Source organism: Allobosea sp. NPDC003192 (assembly GCF_050275675.1).
GTDB lineage: Bacteria > Pseudomonadota > Alphaproteobacteria > Rhizobiales > Beijerinckiaceae > Allobosea.
The window spans coordinates 71,706-92,631 of record NZ_JBNNPK010000024.1; the positions used below are offsets into that span (position 1 = coordinate 71,706).

Consider the following 20,926-nt stretch of genomic DNA (forward strand, 5'->3'; position numbering starts at 1 on the left):
AGCCGCTTGCGCGCGTCAGCCATGGGCGGCCTCCGCCAGCAGGCCGGCGACGCGGGTCGAAGTCTGAGGCGTCGTTGTTTCGATCAGGAAACGCCGCAGCAGATTGCCGGCGACCTTGAGCCGATAGGCGGCAGAGGCCCGCATGTCAGTCAGCGGTGTGAAATCCTGTGCCAGCACGGCGATTGCGGCGGCGACTGCGGCCTCATCCCAGGCGCGGCCGAGCAGGGCGGCTTCCGCCTCCTTCGCGCGCTTCGGGATGCCGGCCATGCCGCCATAGGCAAGCCGCGCCTCGTTGACGCGGCCGGCCTCGTCCAGATCCAGATAGAACGCGCTGCAGACGGCGGAGATGTCCTCGTCGAAGCGCTTCGAGATCTTCGAGATGTGGAAAAGCGCGCCAGCCGGCAGCTTCGGCACCAGCACCGCCACGACGAATTCGCCGGGCTGCCGGTCCTGCTTGCGGTAGTCGAGGAAGAAGGCTTCGAGCGGCAGTTCGCGGCGTTCCGCGCCCTTGCGCAGCACGAGAGTCGCCCCGAGCGCGATCAGCGCCGGCGGCAGGTCGCCGATCGGCGAGCCGTTGGCGATGTTGCCGCCGATCGTACCGGCATTGCGCACCTGCTCGCCGCCGAAGCGGCGCATCATCTCGTCCAGCTGCGGCGAGATGGTCGCCAGGGCCTCGCGTACCGCGATCTGGTTGGCCATGGCGCCGAAGCGAAGGTGGTCGCCTTCATCCGAGATCGCACGCAATTCGTCCAGGCGGCCGAGATAGATCACCGGACCCAGCCTCCGCATGCCTTTGGTGACCCAGAGGCCGATATCGGTCGCACCGGCGACCAGAGTCGCCTGCGGATGGGCGCTGACGAGCTCGGCCAAAGCCGTGACGGTGGCGGGCGCGTAGAATTGGCGCTCGCCATCGCCGACCGAGATCGTCTCGCTATCCGCGAGCGCCTTCAGCTGGGCGATGATCGCGGGCATCCCTGCGACGAAGCGATCCTGCTCGCGCTCGGCCACATCCATGCGCTGCGCCGCCGCGATGATCGGCTCGTAGCCGGTACAACGGCACAGGTTCCCGGCGAGGGCATCCTCGATCCGCTGCACCGATGGCGCACGTTCGTTCAGCCAAAGCGCCAGCAGCGACATCACGAAACCGGGCGTGCAGAAGCCGCATTGCGAGCCATGGCAATCGACCATCGCCTGCTGCACCGGGTGGAGCGTCCCGTCCGGCGCCTTCAGATGCTCGACGGTGAGGACATGGCAGCCGTCCAGCGTCGGCAGGAAGCGGATGCAGGCATTGATCGCCTCATAGCGCAGCCGCTCGCCGTCGAGCCGGCCGACGACGATGGTGCAGGCGCCGCAATCGCCTTCGGCGCAGCCTTCCTTGGTGCCGGTGCGGCGCCGGTCGAGTCTCAGCCAATCGAGCACTGTGCGGGTCGGATCGCAGGACGCGATCTCGACCAGCTCGTCGCCGAGCAGGAAACGAACGGTCTCACGCATGGCGGCACTGCCGCTCGCAAATCGGAGTCATGCCCAAGATTAGGCACGTTCGCGGCTTGGCCGGAAGCTTTGATTTAGAGCCTCTAACAATACCTGGACCTATCTGGATGCCGGCAATTCGTCCGATCCGCCAGGAGCGGCGTGAAGCCGATACCGTTGGTATCGGCAAGCGGCGCGACGCCGCGGGCGGGCGAATTCCCGGCGCCGGAGGTGGGTCTTGGAGGGCCGCCTGCGGCGTCGGACCGACTTGCCGATATCGAAGGATATCGGCTGCGCGCTCCTCCTGGCATCCGGCTCCTCCAAGGCCCATCCAGATAGGCCCAGGTTTTGTTAGAGGCTCTTGGTGCAGATATGATCGCGATTTAAGCCGGAGCGGCGAGCCTTGAGCAAAGATGGTGCGACCTTAGCCCTGCGCGGCCGGCTTCTCTGGTTCGTCGCTGATCCGCACGAGGTCGGCGAGGCTGCGCATCGCTATGTCGAGGACGGGCTGCTCGTCATGGAGAACGGCTTGATCAAGGCTGCCGGCGAGGCGAAGGAGCTGCTGCCGAGCCTGCCGGCCGGCGCTGCCATCACCGATCATCGCCCGCATCTGATCATGCCGGGCTTCATCGACGCCCATCTCCACATGCCGCAGACGCAAGTTGTCGCCTCCTATGGCGCGCAGCTGATGGAGTGGCTGAACAAATACACCTTCGTCGAGGAGCAGAAGCTCGCCCAGCAGGGCCATGCGCAGAAGCTCTCAGCCTTCCTGCTCGACGAATTGCTGGCGAGCGGCACCACCACGGCGGCGGTCTATTGCTCGGTGCACAAGCAGTCGGCCGAGGCCTTCTTCGCCGAATCGCATCGGCGCAACACCCGCATGATCGCCGGCAAGGTGATGATGGACCGCAATGCCCCGCCGGCGCTGACCGATACCGCCGAGAGCGGCTATGCCGACAGCAAGGATCTGATCGGCCGCTGGCACGGCAAGGGCCGCCAGCTCTATGCCATCACGCCGCGCTTCGCCGTGACCTCGACGCCCGAGCAGATGGCGGCTTCACAGAAGCTGGTCGAGGAACATCCGGACTGCTTCGTCCAGACCCATATCAACGAGAACCGGGCCGAGATCGCCTTCGCCAGGGAGCTCTATCCCGACGCTGCCGACTATGCCGGCATCTACGAGGATTACGGGCTCCTTGGCCATAAGAGCCTGCTCGGCCACTGCATCCACATGACCAAGCGCGAATGGCGCGCTTTTGCTCAAGCTGGCGCGATCGCCGTCTTCTGCCCGACCTCGAACCTCTTCCTCGGCTCCGGCCTGTTCGATTGGCAAAGAGCCCGGCACGAGGGCGTCAAGGTCGCGGTTGCGACCGACATCGGCGGCGGCACTTCCTATTCGATGCTGCGCACCATGGCCGAGGCCTACAAGATCCTCCAGTTGCAGGGGCAGTCGCTTTCGACTTTCGAGGCGCTGCACGCGATCACGCTGGGCAACGCTGCGGCACTCGGGCTGGACCACCTGATCGGCTCGTTCGAGCCGGGGCGCGAAGCGGATATCGTCGTGCTCGACCCTGCCGCGACGCGCGCGATGGCGCACCGGCTGGAGACGGTGCGCGATCTGGCCGAGGAGCTCTTCGTGCTGGTCACGCTCGGCGACGAGCGCAATGTCGCCGCGACCTATGTCGCGGGGGAGCGGGTGGGGCTGTCGCCATTCTCGGGCGCCGCGTAGCGGCGACCCGACAATCTCTCGCAGGATAGGACGCTCTCTTGTCCTGAGATGCTCGGGTCAAGCCCGAGCATGACGCGCTTTCAGCCCAGCACGCCGCCCTTGCGGGCGTGGTCGAGATAGATCTCGCGCAGGCGGATCGTCGCCGGGCCCGGCGCGCCGTTGTGGATGCTGTGGCCGTCGATGGTCGTCACCGGCATGACCAAGCTGGTCGCCGAGGTGATGAAGGCCTCCTCGGCGTCGAGCGCTTCCTCCAGCGTGAATTCACGCTCCTCGAAGGTGAAGCCGCTCTCGGCCAGGAAGGCGAGCACCGCCGTGCGGGTGATGCCGGGCAGCACCTTGTGCGAGAGCGGGCGCGAGATCAGCGTCTTGCCCTTGACGATCCAGGCGGTCGAGGAGGCGCCCTCGGTGACGACGCCGTCCTCGATCATCCAGGCTTCCTGCGCGCCGTTCTCGGCAGCGAACTGCTTGGCCAGCACGGGAGCGAGCAGGTTGACGCTCTTGATGTCACGGCGGGCCCAGCGCAGATCCGGCGTAGTGACGACCTTGATGCCGGTCTTCGCCAGCGGCGTATTGGCGAACTGGCGTGCTTGCGTGAACAGGACCAGGGACGCTTTCACGCCCTTCGGGAAGGGAAAATCGCGATCCGAAGCGCCGCGCGAGACCTGCAGATAGACGCTGCCTTCGTCCAGGCTGTTGCGGGCGATCAACTCCTGATGGATCGCGACGAGCTCGGCGCGCGAGCAGGGCAGTTCGAGACCGATCTCGCCGGCCGAGCGCTCCAGCCGCGCCAGATGCGCCTCGCAATCGACCAGCTTGCCGCCGAGCACGGCCGAGACCTCGTAGATGCCGTCGCCGAAGATGAAGCCGCGATCGAAGATCGAGATCGTCGCCTCTTCCTCGGGAAGATAGGCGCCATTGACGTAGACGGTGCGGCTCATGGGGAAGGTCTCATGCGGGAAGGACGGACCTTCCTAGCCGAGGTGAGCGCATGAGGCGAGATGGCATGCCGGCTTGCCGACCGGCGTCGGATGCAGGGCGACGCTAGCTGACCGTCTTCGCTTCGAAATGGCGCTGGCGGAAAGCGCGGACCTTGGCTCGGTTGCCGCAGACCGCCATCTCGCACCAGCGCCGCAGCCGGTTCTTGGTGGTATCGAAGAACAGCCAGCCACAATGGTCGCCCTCGCATTGCTTGATGCGGGCGAGGTTCTGTTGCGTGAGTACGGTCAACGCCGACAGTGCGATCGGCCCGCGGATCGCCTCGCTGAGCGTCTGGCTCGAATCCCAGCGCCAGACGAAGCCGTCGCCGAAAGGCGAGAGCTTCGCGCAGGCGAGGCAATGCGCGTGGACACTGGCCAGCCGTGTCCGGTCTTCCTCCGCCGGCGGCTGGCGGCGGCTGAGCGCGACGCCGATCCGGTAGATCGTGTCGCGCAGATCGAGCGCCTCGGCGAGCAGTCGCGCCGCCAGACCGGCGTCCGCCTCGACCGCAGCCAGTGACGCATCGCGGTCGCTGTCGCTGATCACCTTGGCATGCCGGGCCCAGATCACGACGTCGCGTCCCTCGCGCAGATGCTCGAGCTGGTTGGGTCCGCCGCGATCCGAGGTGGTGTTGGTGAAGTCGAAGGCAAGCTCGCTGGCGACGAGCGGCAAGGAGCCGGCGCGGCTGGGGCCGCCTGTGCGATCGATGATCATGTAACCAGCTATCTCAGATTTACAGGTTAAAGCAAGCGACGTAGCGTCCGGCCACGGCTTGGACCGTGGAGGAGAACGGAGATGAGGACCAATCTGATCGCGATGCTCGCCGCCGGCGCGCTCGCGGTGTCGCAAGGCGCAGCGCAGGCGCAGGTCAAGCTCGGCGTCGTCGGACCGATGACCGGCGCGAGCGCTGCCTTCGGTGCGCAGTTGAAGAATGGGGTCGAGCAGGCGGTGGCCGACATCAATGCCGCCGGCGGCATCCTCGGCCAGACGATCGCGCTTTCGAGCGGCGATGATGTCGGGGATCCCAAGCAGGGCGTCTCGGTCGCCAACAAATTTGTCGGCGACGGCGTCAAGCTCGTCGTCGGCCATTTCAACTCCGGCGTCACCATGCCGGCGTCCGAGGTCTATGCCGAGAACGGCATGCTGATGATCAGCCCGTCAGCGACCAATCCGAAGATCACCGAGCGCGGCCTGTGGAACGTCTTCCGCACCTGCGGCCGTGACGACCAGCAGGGGGTCGTCGCCTCCGGCCACATCGCCAAGACTTTCAAGGGCAAGGTGATTGTCGTCGTCCATGACAAGACGACCTATGGTCAGGGTGTTGCCGACGAGACCCGCAAGGGCCTGCACGCCGCCGGCATCAAGGAAGCCCTCTATGAGGGCGTCAACACCGGCGAGAAGGACTTCTCGGCGCTGGTCTCGAAGATCAAGGCGGCCAAGGCCGACCTGCTCTATTGGGGCGGGCTGCACACCGAGCTCGGCCTGATCGTCCGCCAGATGCGCGACCAGGGCCTGACCACGGTGGCGATGGGCGCGGACGGCATCACCTCTGACGAATACGCAGTGATCGGCGGTCCCGGCACCGAGGGCACCCTGATGACCTTCCCGCCCGATCCGCGCCGGCGTCCTGCTGCTGCGGAGGTGGTCAAGCGCTTCGAAGCCAAGGGCATCAATCCCGAGGCTTACACGCTCTACTCCTACGCCGCGGTCCAGATCATGAAGCAGGCGGCCGAGCAGGCGAAATCGCTCGATCCGAAGAAGATCGCCGCCGCGATGCATTCGGACATGACCTTCAAGACCGTGCTTGGCGACATGTCCTATGACAAGAAGGGTGACCGCACCAATCTCGACTACACCGTCTACACCTGGAAGAAGGGCGCGGACGGCAAGATCAGCTATGTCGAGAACTGATAACTTCAGCTAGCCGGTGTCGGTGGCCTCCCCTGGCCGGACACCGATAGGGCGCCGCTTCGCTCCTGCGAGGCGGCGTTTTTAGTTTCAGCATTTCAGCGCCGCCGCGATCAGGCGCTGGGTATAGTCCTGCTGCGGCGCTTCGAAGATCGCTTCTGTCGGCCCGCGCTCGACCACCCTGCCATCCTTCATCACCATGATCTCGTCAGCCATGGCGCGGACCACGGCGAGGTCGTGGCTGATGAAGAGATAGGAGAGGTCGTGCCTTGCCTGCAGCTCCTTGAGCAGGGCGACGATGCTCTGCTGCACGGTGCGGTCGAGCGCCGAAGTCGGCTCGTCCAGCACGACCAGCGCCGGGTGCAGGATCATGGCGCGGGCGATGGCGATGCGCTGGCGCTGGCCGCCCGAGAACTCATGCGGATAGCGGTTGCGCAGCGCCGGGTCGAGGCAAACTTCGGTCAGCGCCGCCGCCGCCCGCCGCTCGCGCTCGGCACGCGACAAGGCGGGCTCGTGCACCAGCAGCCCCTCGGTGATGATCTCGCCGACAGTGAGCCGCGGCGAGAGCGAGCCGAACGGGTCCTGGAACACGACCTGCAGGCTGCGGCGCAAGGGGCGCATCGCGGCGCGATCGAGCGGGGCCAGCGCCCGGTCCTCGAAGCGGACGATCCCGGAGGAGGGCAGGAGCTTGAGCAGAGCACGCCCGAGTGTCGACTTTCCCGAACCGGATTCACCGACGATGCCGATCGTCTGGCCGCGCCGCACGGTCAAATCGATGCCGTCGACGGCGTGCAGTGTCACCCGCTCACGCTTCAGGAAACCGCGCGAGAGGTCGAAGGAGACACGCAGGTCGCGGGCTTCGAGCAGGACGGGCGCATCGGCAGGTGGCGGCTCCTTGTGACCGTGAGGCTCGGCTGCGAGCAAAGCCCTGGTGTAGGAGTGCTGCGGTGCCTCGAAGATCGCCTGCGCCGGGCCGCTCTCGACGACTTCGCCAGCCTTCATCACATAGACGCGCTCGGCATATTTGCGGACGAGGCCGAGGTCGTGGCTGATCAGGATCACGGCCATGCCGAGCCGCTGCCGGAGCTCGGCGATCAGCGCCAGGATTTCGGCCTCGATGGTGACGTCGAGGGCCGTCGTCGGTTCGTCGGCGATCAGGATATCGGGATCGTTGGCGAGCGCCATCGCGATCATCACGCGCTGGCGCTGCCCGCCGGAGAGTTCGTGCGGATAGGAATCGAGCCGGCGCTCCGGATGCGGGATGCGCACCAGCTTCAGCAGTTCCAGCGCCCGCGCCCGCGCCGCCTTGCGCGACAGGCCTTGATGCTTGCGCAAGGGGGCCGCCATCTGCGTGCCGATCCGGAACAAGGGATCGAGCGAGGTCATCGGCTCCTGGAAGATCATCGCGAGCTTCTTGCCGCGATAGCTGTTGAGCACCGCCGGCGGCAGCTTGAGCAGATCGACCTCGCGATAGCGGATCGCGCCGGTGACCTCGCCATTGCTGGCAAGTAGGCCCATCGCCGCCATCACGCTCTGGCTCTTGCCGGAGCCGGATTCGCCGACCACGGCGATAAATTCGCCGGGGCCGACATCGAGATCGATGCCGCGCACCGCCTCGCACGGACCGTCATTGGTGCGGAACCGGACCTTGAGGTCGCGAATGGCGAGGATCGGCTCGCCCATCTCAGCGATCCCTGGGATCGAGCGCATCGCGCAGGCCGTCGCCGAGGAAGTTGAGCGCGAACAGAGTCGTCACCAGGAAGGCGGCCGGGAAGATCAGCATCCACGGCGTCGCCTGGATGGCGCGGGCGCCGTCCGAGATCAGCACGCCCCAACTCGTCATCGGCTCCTGCACGCCGAGTCCGAGGAAGGAGAGGAAGCTTTCGAGCAGGATCACTTTCGGCACCAGCAGGGTGACGTAGACGACGACCGGGCCGAGCGTGTTGGGGATGACATGGCGCCTGAGGATGCCGCCGGTCGAGACCCCGAGCGCTTCGGCCGCCAGCACATAGTCCTGCCGCCTGATCGAGAGCGCTTGGCCGCGGACGATGCGGGCCATGTCGAGCCATTCGATCGCGCCGACGGCGAGGAACATCAGGATGAAGTTCCGGCCGAAGAAGACGACGAGCAGGATGACGAAGAAGATGAAGGGCAGGGAATAGAGCACGTCGACGATGCGCATCATCACCATGTCGATGCGCCCGCCGAGATAGCCGGCGGTCGCGCCATAGGCGACGCCGATCACCAGCGCGACGCCCGTCGCGAGCAGGCCGATCGCGAGCGAGACCCGGCCGGCTATCAGCGTGCGGGTGAGCAGGTCGCGCCCGTTCGAATCGGTGCCGAACAGGAAGTATTGCCGCTTGATCGGGACATCGAGGGAGAGCTGGCGGCCCTCCTGCTCATTGGCGGTGATCACCGGCGTGCCGAACTGGTCGGAGCGGTCGAAATAGACCAGCAGGCGCTGATCGATCGGCCTCTGCGCGGTCAGCACCAGCCTGATGCGATCTCCCTGCGCCACGATCTCGCTTGGCGTCGCCCTGATACGGGAGGCGATGCGTTGCACGGCGGCGGGCAGGGCCTCGGCCTTGGGATAGGCGGAGAGGCTGGCGGGGACGCGGACATAGTCCTGATAGACTCGGTCGTAAGGATGGCCGGTCAGCAGAGGGCCGACGAGGCAGGCCAGTGTCATCAGCGCCAGCACGATCAGGCTCGCCACGGCGGCGCGGTTGCGCAGCAGGCGGATACGGGCGTCCTGCCAGAGCGAGCGGCCGATGGGCGGAGTGGGACAGGCGGAGGTATCGCTCATCGCTCACTCCAGCCTGACGCGTGGGTCGAGCAGCGCGTAGAGCACGTCGACCACGAGGTTGAAGAGCAGCACGAAGATCGCGACCACGACGACCGTGCCCATCACCAGAGTGTAATCGCGATTGAGCGCGCCTTCGACGAAATAGCGCCCAATCCCAGGAATGCCGAAGATCGTCTCGACCACGACCGAGCCAGTGAGCAGGCTCGCTGCCGCCGGCCCGAGATAGGAGACGACCGGCAGGGCCGCGCCGCGCGCCGCATGCAGCGCGATCGTCGTGGTCGAGAGCCCCTGGGCCCTCAGTGTGCGGATATGGTTGGCGCGCAGCGTTTCGATCATCGCCGCGCGGGTCATCCGGGCGATCACGGCGATCTGGGGCAAAGCGAGCGTCACGATCGGCAGTACGGTGTTGCGGAAGGCGCCGCCATTCCAGCCGCCGACCGGCAGCCAGGCGAGGCTCAGGCCGAAGACGATCTGCAGGATCGGCGCGACGACGAAGTTCGGGATGGTGATGCCGGCAGTGGCAAAGCCGATCACCGCATGATCGGCCGCACCATTCTGGCGGAAGGCGGCGAGCGCACCGAGCGGACCGCCGATCGCGAGCGCGAGCAGCAGCGCGCAGGCGCCGAGCCGCATCGAGACCGGCAGCCCTTGCGCAAACAACTCACTGATCGAGAAATCGCGGAAATAGAAGGACGGGCCGAAATCGCCGCGCAGCAGGGCCGCGAGATAGGTCAGGTATTGCTGGAACAGCGGCTGATCGAGCTTGTAGATGCGTCGCAGGTTCTCCATCACCTTGGCTTCCAGCGGCTGCTCGAGATCGAACGGCCCGCCCGGCGCGACGCGCATCAGGAAGAACGAGATCGTCACGATCACGAACAGGGTCGGGATCGCGGTAGCGAGACGGCGCAGAATGTAGGTGAGCACGGGGCTGGCCTCAGGCTCCTGGCCGATCAGGCCAGGAGCCTGCTGTTTGCTATGGCTTCAGGCTCATGAACCGCGTCGGCAGCGCGCCGCGCAGGTTCTGCTGGAAGCCTTGCACCTTCGGTGAGACCAGGTTCTTCGAGGAATAGTAGAGTACCGGGATCCAGGGCACGTCGGCAGCGAGGATCGCGTCCGCTTCTCGCAGGATCGCGGCGCGCTTGGCGATGTCGATTTCCTCGGCGCCCTGCTTCATCAGCGCATCGAATTTCGGGTTGTTGTACTTGCCGGAGTTGAAGCCGGTATTGTCGCTCTGGAACAGGAACAGGAAGTTCTGCGGGTCGGAATAGTCGCCGATCCAGCCATAGCGGGCGATGTCGAAATCGCCGCCGTCGCGCAGCAGGGCGAAATGCGTCTTGCCGTCGGTGTTGATGAAGCTGGTCTCGACGCCGATCGCCTTCCACTGCTCGGCGATGGCGATGACGGTGCGGCGGTTATTGTCGGTGGTGTTGTAGCGCAATTGGACCCGGAGCGGCATGCCCGGCCCGAAACCCGCCGCGGCGAGCAGCTTCTTGGCCTCGTCCTCGCGATCAAGCGGGGAGGCGCCCTTGAAGTCGGCCTCTGCCCGCTCGCCGTAATTGCCGATATTCGGAGGGATCACGCCATAGGCCGGCAGCATGGTGCCGCCCCAGATCTCCTCGGCGATGAACTCACGGTCGATCACCAGCGAGAGGGCGCGGCGCACCCTTATGTCGTCGAAGGGCTTCTTGGCGGTGTTGATGATCAGGAAATAGGTGCCGAGATAGGGCGAGATCCTGACCTGTTCCTTGCCGAGTTTCTCGCGCAATTGCTGGACCTGGTCGGCCGGGATGTCCGAGGTCATCTGCAGCTCGCCGGCCTGGAAGCGGCGGGCGGCGGCGGAGAAGTCCGGTGTCGGATAGTAGAGGACCGTGTCGATCTTGACGTTCGCGGCGTCGTGGAAGGCCTTGTTCTTCTCCAGCCGGATATGCGAGTTCGGCACGAATTCCTTCAGCGTGTAGGCGCCGTTCGAGACCCAGTTCTCCGGCTTGACGAAGTCCTTGCCGAATTTCTGGACGGAGGCCGGATGGACCGGCAGCCCCGTCTGGTGCGTCAGCAGCTCCAGGAAATAGGGCGTCGGCCGCTCCAGCGCGATCTCGAGCGTGCGCTCGTCGACCGTCTTGACGCCGAGATCCTCGAGCTTGGCGCCCTCGCTGGCCTTGTTGATCTTCTCGGCATTGCGGATCGGATAGAGGATGTTGGCGTATTTCGCCCCGGTCTCCGGGTTGACCATGCGCCGGAACGAGAAGACGAAATCATTCGCCGTGACCGGATCGCCATTCGACCATTTGGCGTTGGCGCGCAGCTTGAAGGTGTAGACCCTGCCATCCGGCGCCATCGTCCAGCTTTCGGCGACGCCGGGGACGACCTCGCCGTTGATGTGATGGATCACCAGGCCTTCGGAGAGGTCGCGCAGCAGATGGGCTTCGCTGACGGTCGAGGTCTTGTGCGAATCGAGCGTCTCCGGGTCGCCGTCATTGCCGCGGTGGAACACGACCTGCGCCATGGCGGCGCCGGCAAAGCCCGCGAACGCAAGAAAAAGGCCGCTCGCCAGCGCGAGCGGCCGGATGGCACGCCTGATACCAGACTGACGGTGGGTCTCACGCATGAGAGCTCTCCGAACGTTTCGCACGGGCCCCTTTCCCGCTCCTGAAACGAAGTATGAGCCTATCGCGCGTCGCCCGCCAAGAGCGAAAAGCCGGTATCAACCGCTGAGCTTAAGTCACTGGCCTGCTTTCGAAAGCTGGCTCAGAAACGACTTGAACGGGAGCTCTCCCAAGGTCAGCCGGCAGCGGCTCGCCCTTGCGCCTCCGCCACGGCGACGGCGGTCATGTTGACGACGCCGCGCGCTGTCACCGAGCCGGTCAGGATGTGCACCGGCTTGGCGGCGCCGATCAGGATCGGGCCGACCGGGAGCGCATCCGCCAGCACCTTGGCGAACTGGTAGGCGATGTTGGCCGCGTCGAGATTGGGGAAGATCAGGACGTTGGCAACGCCCTTCAGCTTCGAGGAGGGCAGCACGCGGTCGCGGATAGCCGCGACGAGTGCTGTGTCTGCCTCCATCTCGCCATCGCATTCCAGCTCCGGCGCACGCTCCTGGATCAGCTTGACCGCCTTGCGCATCTTGATCGAGCTCGGTGTATCGGCCGCGCCGAAATCGGAATGCGAGACCAGGGCGATCTTCGGGGTGATGCCGAAGCGTTCGACATGGCCGGCGGCGAGGATCGTCATATCGGCGATCTCTTCCGCGGTGGGGTCATACTTCACATGCGTATCGGCGAGGAAGAAGGCGCCCTTGCTGGTGATGATCAGCGTCATCGCCGCGATGTCGCAGACGCCTGGCTCCAGCCCGATGATGTCGCGGATATGGCGCAGCCGTGAGAGGAAGCGCCCTTCAAGGCCGGTGATCATCGCGTCCGCTTCGCCGCGGGCGACGGCCAGAGCCGCGATCACGGTGTTGTTGGTGCGCACCAGCGAACGGGCCGCCTCGGGCGTGATGCCGCGCCGGCCGGCGATGTCGAGATAGGTCTGGACATAGTCGCGATAGCGCGGATCGTCCTCGGGATTGATCAGCTCGCAATCGATGCCGGGGCGGATCGACAGGCCGAAGCGCTTGACGCGGGTCTCGATCACCGAGGGACGGCCGATCAGGATCGGAATCGCCATGCCTTCCTCGATCGCGACCTGGGCGGCGCGCAGCACGCGCTCATCCTCGCCTTCGGCGTAGATCACGCGCTTGGGATCGGCCTTCGCCTTGGCGAATAGCGGCTTCATCAGGAAGCCGGAGCGGAAGACGAAGCGCGAGAGGTCCTCGCGATAGGCTTCGAGGTCGATCAGCGGCTTCTTGGCGACGCCGGTCGTCATCGCCGCTTCCGCCACCGCCGGCGCGATGCGCAGGATCAGGCGCGGATCGAACGGGTTCGGGATCAGTGAGGTCGCGCCGAAGGTCGAGGCCTCGCCGCCATAGGCGCGCGCCGCGATGTCGGAGGTCGCCTCGCGCGCCAGCGCGGCGATGGCGCGGACCGCGGCGAGCTTCATCGGCTCGTTGATCGTCGTGGCCTGCACGTCGAGTGCGCCGCGGAAGATGTAGGGGAAGCAGAGGACGTTGTTGACCTGGTTCGGATAGTCCGAGCGGCCGGTGCAGATCATGGCGTCGGGGCGCACGGCGAGCGCGTCCTCCGGCGTGATCTCGGGGTTGGGGTTGGCAAGCGCCAGGATCAGGGGTTTTTCCGCCATCTGCTTGGCCATTTCAGGCTTCAGCACCCCGGCGGCCGAGAGGCCGAGGAAGATGTCGGCACCACCGATCACCTCGGCGAGTGTGCGCGCGTCGGTCTCCTGGGCATAGACCTCCTTCCAGCGGTCCATCAGCGTGTTGCGGCCCTTGTAGACCACGCCGTCGAGGTCGGTGACCCAGATATTCTTCCTGCTGGCGCCGAGCTCGACCAGGAGGTTGAGGCAGGCCAACGCGGCCGCACCGGCACCCGAGACGACGATCTTGACCTCGCCGATCTTCTTGCCGGCGAGGTCGAGCCCGTTCAGCACTGCGGCGCTGACGATGATCGCCGTGCCGTGCTGGTCGTCATGGAAGACCGGGATGTTCATCTGGGCCTTGAGCTTCTCCTCGATTTCGAAGCATTCGGGGCCCTTGATGTCCTCGAGATTGATGCCGCCGAAGGTCGGCTCCAGCGCGGCGACGACGTCGACGAACTTGTCGATGTTCTTCTGCTCGACCTCGATGTCGAAGCAGTCGATGCCGGCGAACTTCTTGAACAGGACGGCCTTGCCTTCCATCACCGGCTTGGAGGCCAGCGGACCAATGTCGCCGAGGCCGAGCACGGCGGTGCCGTTGGTGATGACCGCGACGAGGTTCTGGCGCGAGGTCAGCTCGGCCGCTTCCGCCGGATCCTCGACGATCGCCTCGCAGGCCGCGGCGACGCCGGGTGAATAGGCGAGGGCGAGGTCGCGCTGATTGCCGAGCGGCTTGGTCGCCTGGATCTCGAGCTTACCGGGCTTGGGAAGGCGGTGATAAACCAGCGCGCCAGAACGAAGGTCCGCCGACAAGGTGCTCTTAGCCATCCCCACGCTTCCTCTGCGCCGCCGTTGCTTACAGACGAGGTCGCGCGGAAAGGGGGTGGGCGTCAAGCCGGGGCGGGCGACGAAAGACTTGTGCCGCTGAGAAAACGGCGCCGAGTTTCGCCGGCATGTGCCGCAGGATCGCGAAAACCCATCAAAGTCGCGGTCCGTGAAACAGCCGTGAAACAAAATTGAACATTACAAAGAAATAATGATTTCAAAGGCCTCGGCTGTTGCACACTGCCTCTCGCGATACCCGCGGATTTGATCCCTGCGGGGCGTCCCTGGGAGGGGTTGATGGAAGCGACGCGTTCCGCCTTCGAGGAAGTCGTCTCGTTGCGACAGGCCAAGCAGCTGATCCAATGCATGGCGCATGAGCAGAGCTTCCTGCTGCTCTCGCCGCCGGGGCTCGGCAAGTCCGAGCTGGTCTATGAAGCGGCGCGCGAAGCCGGCTTGCCCTGCCGGTCGCTGCTTGGCACCCAGATCGCGCCGGAAGACGTCAGCGGCATCCCGCGCATCGTCGGCGAGCGCTCGGTGTTCTGCCCGCCGCGCGTGCTCTTGCCGGAGAAGCCCGAGCCGTTCTGCCTGTTCCTCGACGAATTGCCGGCCTGCTCGCCCGATGTCCAGAAGGCCTTCTATTCGTTGTTGCTGGAGCGGCGACTCGGCGAGCATGCCTTGCCGAAGGGCACCTGGGTGGTCGCTGCCGGCAACCGCCTTCAGGACCGCGCTTTGGTGCGGGCGATGAGCTCGGCGCTGGTCAATCGCGTCACCATCCTGCAATTGCGCGTCGACACCGACGACTGGCTGGCCTGGGCCCAGCGCGCCGGCGTGCGAGCCGAGATCCGCAGCTTCATCGCGACGATCCCCGACGCGCTGATGCGGCCAGTGCCGGCCGAGCCGGTGCCATTCTCGACGCCGCGCGCCTGGACGCTGCTGTCGCGGGCGCTCGACATGGCGCAGAAGGCCGGCTTTCTCAGCAATGAATTGCGGCGCGCGCTCGCCTTCGGGCGGCTCTCGCCGGAGGACGCCGTGGTGTTCTGCGCGCTGGCCGAGGATTCGATCGGCGCAGTCCGCCCGCTCGAGGACTATCTGCGCAAGCCGGAGCTGCTGCCGAAGGGCGATTCCGCCCGCTGGTTCATCCTCGACTGCATCCGCCAGTTCGTTCGCGATGGGCGCGCCGAGGGCATCAAGCCGGCGGTGATCAATCGCTTCCTGCGCAGCCTGTCGCATGAGCACCAACTGCTCACCCTCAACGACATGGTCGAGACCTGGGGTACGCTCGGTGCCGACCGCGCCATGTATGATCTGCTGCGCAAGGTCGCGGCATGAGAACGGCATCCGATCTTCCGGCTGCCGAACGCGCCACCCATGCGCGGATCATGCGGGGCCTGCGGCTGGTGACGGTGCCGTTCCCGCATCTGGCCGGGCTTGCCGCCGCTGTGCGCGTCGAGATCGACGAGCGCGTGCCGACCATGGGTGTCTTTGCGTCCGGCCGGCTCCTGGCCAACGCGGCCTTCACGGCCAGGCTCTCCGCCGACGACCTGGTCTTCGTGCTCGCCCATGAGCTGCTGCATCTGGCGCTGCGGACCCATGATCGGGCCCGTGGCAGTGCCGCGCTCGAGTTCAACTACGCCCACGACTACATCATCAACGACATGCTGCGGCATGCGCTGGGTACGACCAGCATCCCGGCCGGCGGGCTCGACATGCCAGGCGCACGGGAGCGCTCGGCCGAGGACATCGTGCTGGAGATGCGCCACACCGGCAATTACATGCCGTCGCGGACTCAAGTCTGGGAAGGCCAGGTCGTGACCGTCGAGCAGGTGCTCGGTGCGGCGCGTCAGGCGCCTGCCGGCGCGATGGGCGATGCGCTCGACGCCCAGCGCGAACGTGAGCTTTTCCCCGAGGACAGCGCCGACCAGGCCGAGCGGGCACGGGCGATGCGCGATCTCGCGGCGCGCGGCATGGTGCTGGCGAAGGCGATGGGTGCCTTGCGCGGCCGGGGCGACAGCGCAGGCGGCCAGCAACAGAGCGTGCGGGCGCAGCGCGGCTTCTTCCACACGCCCTGGCATGTCGCGCTCCAGGCTTGGCTCGACGGTGCCGCGCCCGGCGAGCGCACTTACACCCGCGCCTCGCGTCGCGGCGATGATCGCAGCGACGTCGTGCTGCCCGGTCGCAAGCGCCACTCCTGGATGCTGAACGTCATCCTCGATACCAGCGCCTCGATGGGCGACGACATTCCGAAGGCGCTCGGCGCCATCGCCGATTTCTGCGATGCGGCCGGGGTCGACGATATCCGCGTCGTCCAGTGCGACACCGTCGTCACCTCGGACGAGGTGCTCTCGCCGGCGACGCTCGCCGACTACCAGATCAGCGGCTATGGCGGCAGCGACCTCACGCCGGCGCTCGACGCATTGGCGGACGATCCGCGCGTCAGCGCCGCGATCGTCATCACCGACGGCGACATCACCTATCCCAACGAGGCCGTCCCCTACGCGGTGCTCTGGGCGCTGCCGAAGCCCTCGGCCTCGTTCCAACCGTCCTATGGACGGGTCGTCGTCATGCAAGCCGGAGGCGCATCGTGAAGGTCGTTCAGGATCTCGTCGCCTATTTCGACAAGCGCGGAAAACTCTCTCGCCGGCAGCTCAGGACGCTGCTGGAGCAGAACTCCATCGCCTCGGACGCGCCGACCAACATGCACGGGCTCTGCGAGAAGGTAGGCGCCGTCTACTATTTCCGCGTCACCGGTGTCCTCGAAGGCCAGCTCTGGGGCACGGACATCTATAGCGGCGATTCCACGATCGGCGCCGCCGCCGTCCATATGGGCCTGCTCAAGCCGGGCAAGACCGGGGTCTTCAGGGTCACGGTGGTGACGCCGCCGGAGGAGTTCCCCGGCACCGAGCGCAACGGCGTCACCAGCACCCAGTATGGCCGCTATCAGTATGCCTGGCAGCTCTCGCCGCTCTGAGCCGGGGCCTCAGGCCGCCAGCGCGCCGACGCCGCCATCGTGCAGATGGCAGGCGGCGACATGGCCGGGGGCGATCTCCTTCAGCGCCGGCCGCTCGGCCTTGCAGCGCGGCCCGGCCTGCGGGCAGCGCGGGTGGAAATGGCAGCCGGTCGGCGGGTGCAGCGGCGAGGGGATCTCGCCCTTGAGCGGGGCGAAGCGCTTCTTGCGGGCGCTGATCGTCGGGACATTGGCGAGCAGAGCCTGCGCATAAGGATGCTGCGGGCCCTTGAACAATTCGCTCGCTGGCGCCGCCTCGACGACGCGGCCGAGATACATGATCACGACCCGGTCGGAGAGGTGGCGGACCACCGAGAGATCATGGCTAATGAAAAGATAAGTCAGGTTAAGTTCGTCGCGCAGCTTCATGAAAAGATTCAGGACTTGGGCCTGAATCGATACATCAAGTGCGGCGACGCTCTCGTCGCAGACGAGGAATTGCGGCTTGACCGCCAGCGCCCGTGCAATGCCGATGCGGGCACGCTGGCCGCCGGAGAACTGGTGCGGATAGCGGCGGCGATAGGTCGAGTCGAGACCGACCCGGTCGAGCATCTCGGCGACATAGGCGTCCTGCTGCGCCTTCGGCACCAGCCCATGCACCACCGGCGCCTCGCCGACGATGTCTGTGACGCGCAGGCGCGGGTTGAGCGAGGACATCGGGTCCTGGAAGATCATCTGGATGGCGAGCGTTGCCGCCTTGCGCTCCTCCGCCGACATCTCGTCGGTGTAGCGCCCGCGCCAGGAGACGCGGCCGGAACTGGCATGGTGGACGCCGGCGACGACGCGGCCGAGCGTCGACTTGCCGCAACCGGATTCGCCGACGAGCCCGACCACTTCGCCCTGGCGGATCGAGAGGTCGACGCTGTCGACGGCGTGGACGGTCTGCTCGCTGTAATTGGCGCCGAGCAGGTTGGCGAATTTCGAGGCGGCGTCGAGCGGCTTGGTAAAGCGCTTCGAGACGCCTTCGAGCGTGAGGATCGGCGTGCTCATGCCGCAACTCCGGCGAGGTTCAGCGGGTGGTGGCAGCGCACGCCGCGCTCTCCCGGGAACGGGGTGACGTCGGGGGCGATGGCGAGGCAGTCGGCCTGGGCGTAGTCGCAGCGCGCTGCGAAGGCGCAGCCTTGCGGCAGGCGTGCCAGCGACGGCGTCGAGCCCCTGATCTGGCGCAAGGGCGCGCCGGGTTCGCCCTCGGCCGGCAGCGAGCCGAGCAGGCCGTTGGTGTAGGGATGGAGCGGGGTATCGAGCACCGGATCAACCGGGCCGGTCTCGACGATGCGGCCGGCATACATCACTGCGATCCGGTCGGCGAGGCCGGCGACGACGCCGAGATCATGGGTGATCCAGACCAGCGCCGTGCCGGTATCGGCGCAGAGGCTCTGCATCTCTGCCAGGATCTGGCTCTGGATGGTGACGTCGAGCGCCGTGGTCGGCTCGTCGCAGATGATCAGCGGCGGGCGATGCAGCAGGGCGATCGCGATCGCGACGCGCTGGCGCATGCCGCCGGAGAACTGGTGCGGATAGGCGTTGAGCCGCTCCTCGGGCGAGGGGATGCCGACCTTGGCTAGGGCATCGCGTGCGCGGTCCCGTGCCGCCTTGTGCGAGACCTTGTCATGGGCGGTGACGGCCTCGATCATCTGCGTGTCGACGCGCAGGACCGGGTTCAACGTCATCATCGGGTCCTGGAAGATCATCGCGACCTCGCGGCCACGGACCTTGCGGAAGCCCTCCTCGTCGAGCCCGACCAGCTCCTTGCCGTTGAGCTTGATCGAGCCTTCGACGATCTTCCCGGGTGGATCGATCAATCCCATCACCGAGAAGCCGGTGACCGACTTGCCCGAGCCGGACTCGCCGACGAGGCCGAGCACCTCGCCGCGATCGACCCGGAACGAGACGCCGTCGACCGATTTCACCGTGCCGGCGCGGGTAAAGAAATGGGTCTTGAGGCCGCTGACTTCGAGAACGGGCGCCATGCTCACTTCTCCAGCCGCGGGTTGAGCACATCGCGCAGGCGGTCGCCGACCAGGTTGATCGAGACGATCGTCAGCAGCAGCGCAAAGCCGGGGAAGACCGAGATCCAGTAGCTGCCCGAGAGCATGTACTGGAAGCCGTTGGCGATCAGCACGCCGAGCGAGGGCTCGGTCTGCGGCAGGCCGACACCGAGGAAGGACAGCGTCGCTTCCAGCGAGATCGCATGGGCCGTTTGCACGGTGACAATGACGATGACGGGGGCGAGGCAGTTCGGCAGGATGTGCCGGAAGACGGTGCGGGCATGGGACAGGCCGAGAGACTGCGCCGCCTCGACATATTCCTTGCGCCGCTCGACCAGCGCCGAGCCGCGCACGGTGCGGGCGTAATAGGCCCATTGCACCATCACCAGCGCGATGATGATCTTGTCGACGCCCTTGCCGAGGCCCGCGACCAGGATCAGCGCGACCAGCACCGAGGGCAGCGAGAGCTGCAGGTCGACAAGGCGCATGATCGCATTCTCGATGCGCCCGCCGGCATAGGCAGCGATCAGGCCGATCGCCGCGCCGATGCTCGCCGCCAGGATGCCCGAGAAGGCGCCGACCATCAGCGAGATGCGCAGGCCGTAGAGGATGCCTGAGAGCAGGTCCCGGCCGACGCCGTCCGAGCCGAGCCACATGGTGAAGCCCTCGCCCGAGACCGAGCCCGGCGGCTGGCGTGAATCCATGACGTCGACGCTGGCGAGATCGTACGGGTTCTGTGGCGCGATCAGCGGCGCAGCGATCGCGAGCAGGACGATCAGGATGAAAAGGGCGAGGCCGAACAGCGCCAGCCGGTCCTCGATGAAGGAGCGGACGAAGCGCCGGAACGGCGTCTCCTCCTTGGCGGGAGCGGCCGGCGGGGCGGCAGTCGTGGAGGGCAGGGCGGCTTCGCTCATGATGTCGCCTCCGTCAGGCGCACGCGTGGGTCGAGCGCCGAATAGATCAGGTCGACCAGCAGGTTGATGGTGACGAACAGCACGACGACGACCATGACATAGGCGACGATCACCGGCCGATCGAGCCTTGTGATCGCCTCCAGCAGCAGGCGGCCCATGCCCGGCCAGGCGAAGATCGTCTCGGTCACCACCGAGAAGGCGACGAGCGAACCGAACTCCAGCCCGAGCACGGTGACGATCGGGATCATGATGTTCTTGAGGATGTGCACGCCGATGATCCGGCCCTGCGACAGGCCCTTGGCCCGCGCGAACTTGACGTAGTCCATCAGCGCCGCTTCGCGCGCACCGGCCCGCGCCAGGCGGATCACCAGCGAGATCTTGAGCAGCGCCAGGTTGAAGGCAGGCAGGGCGACGTGCTTCCAGCCCTGGAGCGACAGCAGCGAGGTCTCTAAGCCGAGGATCGAGACGGTCGGTCCGCGCCCCGTCGCCGGTAGCCAGCCGAGGCTGACCGCGAAGGTCAGGATCAGCATCAGGCCGACCCAGAAGGTCGGCAGCGAGAAGCCGAGGATCGAGACCGCCATGATGAAGCGGGACAGCCGGCTCTCCGGCTTCAAACCGGCATAGAGGCCGAGCGGCAGGCCGATCACGATCGCCAGGACCAGCGCGACGAAGGCGAGCTCCAGCGTCGCAGGCATGCGGTGCAGGATCAGCTTGATCGCGGATTCGCCATGGACGAAGGAGCGGCCGAGATCGCCCTGGGCAGCGTTCTTCAGGAAGACCAGGAACTGTTCCCAGATCGGCCGGTCGAGCCCGAGCGCGCGCGCCGTCTCGGCGATCTGCTGCTGGTCCATCTCCGGCGAGATCAGCATGTAGATGGGATCGCCGACGACGTTGACGCCGAAGAAGACGATCACGAGCATCGCCGCGATGACGAAGAGGGCTTGCGCCAGGCGGCGCAGGACGAATGCCAGCATGGTCCGGGCCTTCCGGATCGAAGTGCGGGGCGCCATCCCACCCGGCAAGGCCGGTGGGATGGCGCCTTCGCATTTTTACAAGGAAAGA

Annotated in this window: 17 protein-coding genes; 5 read left to right on the forward strand and 12 right to left on the reverse strand. The window is 66.3% G+C overall.

Translation table 11 applies throughout. The features are described 5' to 3' along the window. Positions 1 to 15: 15 nt before the first annotated feature. Positions 16 to 1,491 (reverse strand): xanthine dehydrogenase small subunit, encoded by a 1,476-nt coding sequence (xdhA, locus tag ACQKLX_RS25790; protein ID WP_427364414.1) that lies wholly within the window; start codon positions 1,489 to 1,491, stop codon positions 16 to 18. 382 nt (positions 1,492 to 1,873) lie between these two features. Here xdhA and guaD point away from each other — a divergent pair, with 382 nt between their 5' ends. Next, positions 1,874 to 3,199 (forward strand): guanine deaminase, encoded by a 1,326-nt coding sequence (guaD, locus tag ACQKLX_RS25795; RefSeq protein ID WP_427364415.1) that lies wholly within the window; start codon positions 1,874 to 1,876, stop codon positions 3,197 to 3,199. An 80-nt stretch (positions 3,200 to 3,279) separates the two neighbouring features. Here the strand turns inward: guaD and ACQKLX_RS25800 are convergent, their stop codons facing one another. Both ACQKLX_RS25800 and ACQKLX_RS25805 read right to left on the reverse strand, forming a co-directional pair. Beyond that, positions 3,280 to 4,137, reverse strand: a complete 858-nt coding sequence (locus tag ACQKLX_RS25800) for a D-amino-acid transaminase (protein ID WP_427364416.1) — start codon at positions 4,135 to 4,137, stop codon at positions 3,280 to 3,282. Positions 4,138 to 4,240: 103 nt separating this feature from the next. Further along, a complete protein-coding gene (locus ACQKLX_RS25805; protein ID WP_427364417.1) occupies positions 4,241 to 4,888 on the reverse strand; it encodes a CGNR zinc finger domain-containing protein in 648 nt (215 codons plus the stop codon). 81 nt (positions 4,889 to 4,969) lie between these two features. Between ACQKLX_RS25805 and ACQKLX_RS25810 the strand changes: the two genes are divergently transcribed. After that, positions 4,970 to 6,085 carry a branched-chain amino acid ABC transporter substrate-binding protein gene (locus tag ACQKLX_RS25810; RefSeq protein WP_427364418.1) on the forward strand — a complete coding sequence of 372 codons (1,116 nt, stop codon included), beginning with the start codon at positions 4,970 to 4,972 and terminating at the stop codon, positions 6,083 to 6,085. An 87-nt stretch (positions 6,086 to 6,172) separates the two neighbouring features. Here ACQKLX_RS25810 and ACQKLX_RS25815 read toward each other — a convergent pair whose 3' ends face one another. The 5 genes from ACQKLX_RS25815 to ACQKLX_RS25835 form a co-directional block, all read right to left on the reverse strand. Beyond that, a complete protein-coding gene (locus ACQKLX_RS25815; protein WP_427364419.1) occupies positions 6,173 to 7,765 on the reverse strand; it encodes an ABC transporter ATP-binding protein in 1,593 nt (530 codons plus the stop codon). 1 nt (position 7,766) lies between these two features. Then, entirely contained in the window at positions 7,767 to 8,888 is a 1,122-nt protein-coding gene (locus ACQKLX_RS25820; protein ID WP_427364420.1) for an ABC transporter permease subunit, read from the reverse strand. Positions 8,889 to 8,891: 3 nt separating this feature from the next. Further along, entirely contained in the window at positions 8,892 to 9,812 is a 921-nt protein-coding gene (locus tag ACQKLX_RS25825) for an ABC transporter permease subunit (RefSeq protein ID WP_427364421.1), read from the reverse strand. 49 nt (positions 9,813 to 9,861) lie between these two features. After that, positions 9,862 to 11,493, reverse strand: a complete 1,632-nt coding sequence (locus ACQKLX_RS25830) for a peptide ABC transporter substrate-binding protein (protein ID WP_427364422.1) — start codon at positions 11,491 to 11,493, stop codon at positions 9,862 to 9,864. Positions 11,494 to 11,666: 173 nt separating this feature from the next. Further along, positions 11,667 to 13,961 (reverse strand): NADP-dependent malic enzyme, encoded by a 2,295-nt coding sequence (locus ACQKLX_RS25835; RefSeq protein WP_427364423.1) that lies wholly within the window; start codon positions 13,959 to 13,961, stop codon positions 11,667 to 11,669. Positions 13,962 to 14,255: 294 nt separating this feature from the next. On the opposite strand from ACQKLX_RS25835, the gene ACQKLX_RS25840 reads away from it, so the two are divergent. From ACQKLX_RS25840 to ACQKLX_RS25850, 3 genes are read left to right on the forward strand one after another with little or no spacing between them, the layout of a single operon-like run. Further along, the gene (locus tag ACQKLX_RS25840; protein ID WP_427364424.1) at positions 14,256 to 15,287 is read left to right on the forward strand and encodes an AAA family ATPase; all 1,032 of its coding nucleotides are present in this window, start codon (positions 14,256 to 14,258) and stop codon (positions 15,285 to 15,287) included. Further along, positions 15,284 to 16,543 (forward strand): vWA domain-containing protein, encoded by a 1,260-nt coding sequence (locus ACQKLX_RS25845; RefSeq protein WP_427364425.1) that lies wholly within the window; start codon positions 15,284 to 15,286, stop codon positions 16,541 to 16,543. Before ACQKLX_RS25840 ends, ACQKLX_RS25845 begins: the two co-directional genes overlap by 4 nt. Further along, positions 16,540 to 16,926: an LCCL domain-containing protein gene (locus ACQKLX_RS25850; protein WP_427364426.1), complete on the forward strand. Its 387-nt coding sequence runs from the start codon at positions 16,540 to 16,542 to the stop codon at positions 16,924 to 16,926. The genes ACQKLX_RS25845 and ACQKLX_RS25850 overlap by 4 nt, the downstream gene beginning before the upstream one ends. A gap of 9 nt (positions 16,927 to 16,935) precedes the next feature. Here the strand turns inward: ACQKLX_RS25850 and ACQKLX_RS25855 are convergent, their stop codons facing one another. Genes ACQKLX_RS25855 through ACQKLX_RS25870 form a run of 4 tightly spaced genes read right to left on the reverse strand, consistent with a single transcriptional unit; the run spans position 16,936 to position 20,838 of the window. Continuing rightward, positions 16,936 to 17,952: an ABC transporter ATP-binding protein gene (locus tag ACQKLX_RS25855; RefSeq protein ID WP_427364427.1), complete on the reverse strand. Its 1,017-nt coding sequence runs from the start codon at positions 17,950 to 17,952 to the stop codon at positions 16,936 to 16,938. Then, on the reverse strand, positions 17,949 to 18,932 hold the full coding sequence (locus ACQKLX_RS25860) for an ABC transporter ATP-binding protein (protein ID WP_427364428.1): 984 nt from the start codon (positions 18,930 to 18,932) through the stop codon (positions 17,949 to 17,951). The genes ACQKLX_RS25855 and ACQKLX_RS25860 overlap by 4 nt, the downstream gene beginning before the upstream one ends. Before the next feature lie 2 nt (positions 18,933 to 18,934). Then, positions 18,935 to 19,864, reverse strand: coding sequence for an ABC transporter permease (locus ACQKLX_RS25865; protein WP_427364429.1), 930 nt, complete (start codon positions 19,862 to 19,864; stop codon positions 18,935 to 18,937). Then, a complete protein-coding gene (locus ACQKLX_RS25870) occupies positions 19,861 to 20,838 on the reverse strand; it encodes an ABC transporter permease (RefSeq protein WP_427364430.1) in 978 nt (325 codons plus the stop codon). The genes ACQKLX_RS25865 and ACQKLX_RS25870 overlap by 4 nt, the downstream gene beginning before the upstream one ends. Positions 20,839 to 20,926 lie beyond the last annotated feature (88 nt).

Bases quoted from the DNA above. Each gene is read 5' to 3' on its own strand.
- ACQKLX_RS25800 (WP_427364416.1), bottom strand. From the start codon at position 4,137: ATGAGCCGCACCGTCTACGTCAATGGCGCCTATCTTCCCGAGGAAGAG.
- ACQKLX_RS25835 (WP_427364423.1), bottom strand. From the start codon at position 13,961: ATGGCTAAGAGCACCTTGTCGGCGGACCTTCGTTCTGGCGCGCTGGTT.
- ACQKLX_RS25805 (WP_427364417.1), bottom strand. From the start codon at position 4,888: ATGATCATCGATCGCACAGGCGGCCCCAGCCGCGCCGGCTCCTTGCCG.
- ACQKLX_RS25865 (WP_427364429.1), bottom strand. From the start codon at position 19,864: ATGAGCGAAGCCGCCCTGCCCTCCACGACTGCCGCCCCGCCGGCCGCT.
- ACQKLX_RS25830 (WP_427364422.1), bottom strand. From the start codon at position 11,493: ATGCGTGAGACCCACCGTCAGTCTGGTATCAGGCGTGCCATCCGGCCG.
- ACQKLX_RS25810 (WP_427364418.1), top strand. From the start codon at position 4,970: ATGAGGACCAATCTGATCGCGATGCTCGCCGCCGGCGCGCTCGCGGTG.
- ACQKLX_RS25870 (WP_427364430.1), bottom strand. From the start codon at position 20,838: ATGCTGGCATTCGTCCTGCGCCGCCTGGCGCAAGCCCTCTTCGTCATC.
- xdhA (WP_427364414.1), bottom strand. From the start codon at position 1,491: ATGCGTGAGACCGTTCGTTTCCTGCTCGGCGACGAGCTGGTCGAGATC.
- ACQKLX_RS25860 (WP_427364428.1), bottom strand. From the start codon at position 18,932: ATGGCGCCCGTTCTCGAAGTCAGCGGCCTCAAGACCCATTTCTTTACC.
- ACQKLX_RS25820 (WP_427364420.1), bottom strand. From the start codon at position 8,888: ATGAGCGATACCTCCGCCTGTCCCACTCCGCCCATCGGCCGCTCGCTC.
- ACQKLX_RS25855 (WP_427364427.1), bottom strand. From the start codon at position 17,952: ATGAGCACGCCGATCCTCACGCTCGAAGGCGTCTCGAAGCGCTTTACC.
- ACQKLX_RS25815 (WP_427364419.1), bottom strand. From the start codon at position 7,765: ATGGGCGAGCCGATCCTCGCCATTCGCGACCTCAAGGTCCGGTTCCGC.
- ACQKLX_RS25840 (WP_427364424.1), top strand. From the start codon at position 14,256: ATGGAAGCGACGCGTTCCGCCTTCGAGGAAGTCGTCTCGTTGCGACAG.
- ACQKLX_RS25845 (WP_427364425.1), top strand. From the start codon at position 15,284: ATGAGAACGGCATCCGATCTTCCGGCTGCCGAACGCGCCACCCATGCG.